At 66.8% G+C, this 4,307-nt stretch carries 2 protein-coding genes and 2 pseudogenes; all 4 read left to right on the top strand.

Annotated features, from left to right (window positions below; genetic code table 11):
- Positions 1-1,164: pseudogene (locus tag FN829_RS15575) on the top strand (hypothetical protein); the annotation flags it as partial.
- The gene (locus tag FN829_RS15580; protein ID WP_142987849.1) at positions 1,157-1,921 is read left to right on the top strand and encodes a hypothetical protein; all 765 of its coding nucleotides are present in this window, start codon (positions 1,157-1,159) and stop codon (positions 1,919-1,921) included. The pseudogene FN829_RS15575 and the gene FN829_RS15580, both read left to right, overlap by 8 nt.
- Complete coding sequence (locus tag FN829_RS15585) at positions 1,918-3,288, top strand: hypothetical protein (protein ID WP_142987850.1); 1,371 nt, start codon at positions 1,918-1,920, stop codon at positions 3,286-3,288. Before FN829_RS15580 ends, FN829_RS15585 begins: the two co-directional genes overlap by 4 nt.
- A gap of 171 nt (positions 3,289-3,459) precedes the next feature.
- Positions 3,460-4,307 (top strand): annotated as a pseudogene (locus FN829_RS15590) (hypothetical protein); the annotation flags it as partial.

Below are 4,307 nucleotides of genomic sequence, written 5' to 3' on the forward strand. Positions count from 1 at the left end.
GCGATCGTGATCGGGCTCTCGGGAGCGAGAGCGACGCTCAAGCGGACGGGCCGCGGACCGGGCTACTCGCTCGGCACGTGGGGCTTCGTCTCCGGTGTCGGAATCCTACTCGCTCTTGCGGGACTGTACTACGAACTCGCGGTCGTCGTCGAGCATCTCGACATCCTGATGGGGATGTCGCTGCTGCCGATCGCCTACGGCGGGGGGCTACGAATGAGCCCCCCGCTCGAACGGATCGCCTTCGAGCGGAAGGAGCTCACTGAGGCGGTGAGTCTCCGCCGCGGCGAGTCCGAGGAGAAGGCCGACCCGGATGCGGTACCGGACGGCGGGAGCGACTCGACGTCGAAGGCGACCGATCGAGTCGGCCTCGACGACGACGGCTACTTCGACGAGCTGTACGAGGACCTGAAGCTGCTGCCGACCGTGAGAGCGCCGACGGGCGGTCGACTCCTCCCGAAGAAGGGGATCCGGCCGTTCTTCGCGCGGCTGTTCTCGGACGCGGCGAAACTCGACCTCTCCGATCTGCGGACGCGAGTCCGCGTGTCGGGGTCGGCCTCACAGAAGGTGTACGTCGACCCGGAGGGCGAGACGGCAGTCGATCACCGGCCGGCACACCTCCGGCGGCGGATGCCGGTCTGGCACCGGCTTCCCGAGCCGGTCGACGGCGAGAGCCTCTCGCCGATCACGCGAGGGCTCTACGCGGCGCTGACACTCGCCGTGCTGGCTCTCCCGCTCATCGGCTGGCACGTCGGCGGGGCGGTGGCAAACGTCCCGTTCGTCGGGGCGTTCGTCGGCCTCCTGCTGCTCGCCGTGGAGAGCTACGAGGCGGTCGACGGCTCGATCAGCTTCGAGCCCGCGCCGCGCCACGACGTGACGGCTGACGCGTCGCTGACGGTGCTCCAGAGCGAGCACGCCGACGCGAAGACGCTCGAGGAGTACGAGGAGATCGCGTGGTCCGAACGGACCTCGACGGCGCTCGAGGCGCGTGATGTCGATTCCCGCCGCGATGCGAGCATGATGCGGCGGCTCCTCGAAGAGGATCTCCGAATGGACCTCGGCGTGATGGGTCTCGACGAGAACGCCGGCACGGAAATCGACCGCGCGCCGCTCGACGAGGAAGAGGGTCGAGACGATCGCGACGACACGGAGGGCGATGATGAGTGAGCCGACGACGCAGTCGCGAACGACGCGACCGGCGCTCGACGTCCTCGACCGCGACCAGGACCGGCTCCTCTACACGGGCGACACGCGACGCGACCCGCCGATCGAACCGCTGGCGGACGGGTTCTCGACGTACTGGTCGGTGCTGACGTGGTACCAAGCGGCCGGCATCCGGACGCTCGGCCACGTCGAGGCGGTCCTCGAGCCCTCGGACATCATGCCGCTGTCGAGCATCCTCGAGTACCTGTTCGCGACCGAGGACGCGCCTGAAGGGCGATACGTCCGGATGCGGATTGTCGAATCCCTCAGCGACGGGTGTGATCTCGCGTACAAGCAGTTCCGAGAGCGGGCGAACGAGCGCGTCGAAAACGAGGAAGGGAGCACGTGGAAGGAGGTCGACCCGGACTCGGAGCGGAACCCGCTGATGAGACCGGCGTTCCGCCGGCTCGACCGGAGCCAGGCGGGGGCGCTCATCGAACTGTGGGACGGCTTCGAGGACCGCGAGTCGATCGGGCGCTGGGTCCGGTCGCTGGCGGCACCGACGAACGGGGAGACGCCCGAGGGCTTCCTCACCGAGATCGTGTCGTCCCCGCCGCTGCTCGACGCGCTGCTCGACACGGAGTCGCGGGCGGCGAAGATGACGCGGTACCGGTTCGCCGTCGGGGCACTCCTCCCGCCGTTCCTGTCGGCGGCACGGACGCTCAACGGTGGCGAGCGGACGGACAGCAGCGGGAAGACACACGGAGCGTGGAACTCATGAGCAAGTCATTCAGCAGTCGACAGAAGGAACAGCGCGGTGAGGCAGAGGTCCTCGAGCAGCTCCGCGAGGACTTCGCGCCGTGGGAGAAGTCTCGACAGGCGCGATACCACGCCGGCGAAAAGTCGTGGGGCAGACTCGGTCAGGTCCGTAATGACGGTGAGCGGATCTATCAGGACTTCGAGGACGACGACGGGAACACTCTCGATCCGTTCCACAAGAAGCTCGAGAGCCTCTCTCGAGCGGCACGGATCAGCAGCATCGAGGACGCACACCCGGTGTATCGCTACCCGAGCGCGTACCTCGATGCGATCATCCACGTCGACGACGCGGAGCTGTGGGCACTCGAGGAGGAACGACTCGACGACGACATCATCGCCGAGCAGCCGGCGACGCGGCGGAAGGTCCTCGAGTGGCTCGCGAAGCCCGAGAACGAGCACGTCCTCGCGACGATGGGTGACGGGGGGACCGACATCTGGGCGCACTCGAAGCCCGGTGGCGGGAAGACGTCGTTCGCGAACGTGATCGGCGGGATCCGGATGACTGAGATCAACAACGAGACGCTACTGTGGATGCTCACGCTCGACGAGCTCGAGTGTCTCCCGCTCGCGCCGTACATGACTGTCGCTGTCCCGGAGGGTATCGAGTACGAAGTCCACGCGAAGCCGCGGAACCCGACGCTGCCGACGACCGAGATCTCGCTGACGGACGTGTTCCGCGACACGATCACCTACCGGACGCCGCGAGACCTTATGACCAAGGTCGTCCCTGGTGGGCTCTACGCAGTGCTGCCGGACCCGCTGTTCCGCGGGTGCGAGAAGCTGACGATGGCGACGTACACCCCGGCGCGAGACGCCGAGACGCCTGCCGAGGTGACGCCGCTCCGTGACGTTAATTTCGCGTTCATGGAGACGAGAGCGAAGGACGACGAGTTCCTTCATCCGACGACCATCGTCCACGACGAGTTCTCGGACCTCGTGCCGCTGAATCCGGAGGCTGACGAGAACGACCAGAACCGGAAGGTGAAGGGCTACCCAGTCAGCCAGGGGAAAGGGCGGAAGAAGAACCTCTCGACGCTGACGCTGTCGCACAGCGTCTCCCGAGTCGACGAGGGGGTCCGCGAGAAAACGCGGTGGTTCGTGACGATGCCGAAGACGCCGCCGCCGAACCCGTCACTATCCGGAATCGGCAACGTTCCGATCGACAAGAACTACGTGAACCGGTTCGCCGACCGGACGGGCCGGGCGGTGATCTGGCGCGACCAGAACTACACGCCGATTGAGTGGCCGAACCCGTACCGGAACTACGACTTCCGGGGTGAGATCTCGGTGCGATACCCGCGCCGGGAGGAGGCACTCGATGCGCTTTAGATCCCATGAACCGACCGAATCCACGGTTCTCGGCGGCTCGAAACGGCGATTTTCGGCCTCGAAACAAACTGATCCCTCCGAGATCGGCCGATCCGGAATCTCGCGCGGCCGCTCTCAGCGAACCCCCTGCGCGCGCGTATATAAGAGAAGGGGAGGGGGAGGGGGTGAAACATGACTGATCAGGACACAAACACGGACGACGAAAGCGACGGGGAAGAGTCGAACGAGAAGCAGCTGATCGCGTGGCTGAAAGCGACGCTCGTCGCGTACCTGGCGCGGGTTCGCGGTGCGGTCTCGCAGTCGGTCGGGGAGATCGCGCCGCAACTCCGCGGGATGTTCTCGAACGTCCACGTTCCGGCGGGCGCGGTGAAGCCGCTGCTGCTCGCGGGCGTGTTGCTCGTGGCCGCGATCGCGGTGCCGGCCGCGCCGTTCGGAAGCGGTGACGCCGGCCCCAGCGTGGAACCAGAGACCGGGAACACGACGGTCGATGTCGACGACGAGGCACAGTCGCCGACGCCCGACACGTCGGAACCGAGCGGCACGGCTGACGGGTCGGACTCGGGCGACGAGCAGCCGACGTATCGACAGGTGCTGACGAGCCGGGTCGAGGCTCCCGGTACGGCACCGGCCGCGCCGAAGCAGGTTCAGACCTCGGCCGGCAGCCAGACGATGGCCGTCAAAACGGGCGTCGTCGACGGCGAGCCGGCGATCATGCTCGAGGACGATCGCACCCACGACGGCCGCTGGGTCGCCATCGACACGTCGTGGTTCGAACAGCATCTCGGACAGGTGCCGGCTCGCGCCTACATCGACCACGAGACGAACGGGAGTTACTCGGCTCCGATCACCGTTCAGGGCGGCTCGGCAGCGTTCTACGTGGAAGGCTTCTCGAGCAACACGGTGACGTTCGACGGCGAGCTCCAGGTGAGCGCCGAGTCGGCGACCGACGGCGACACGATCACCTACGAAGCGCCGAACGGCGGTGAGAACCTCTCCGTTGAGCTGACCGGTGTCGAGAA

Origin of the sequence: Halorubrum cibi, from assembly GCF_900182635.1 — an archaeon.
Lineage (GTDB): Archaea > Halobacteriota > Halobacteria > Halobacteriales > Haloferacaceae > Halorubrum > Halorubrum cibi.

Excerpts from the sequence above, each read along its gene's own strand:
- FN829_RS15580 (WP_142987849.1), top strand. The coding sequence starts at position 1,157 with ATGAGTGAGCCGACGACGCAGTCGCGAACGACGCGACCGGCGCTCGAC.
- FN829_RS15585 (WP_142987850.1), top strand. The coding sequence starts at position 1,918 with ATGAGCAAGTCATTCAGCAGTCGACAGAAGGAACAGCGCGGTGAGGCA.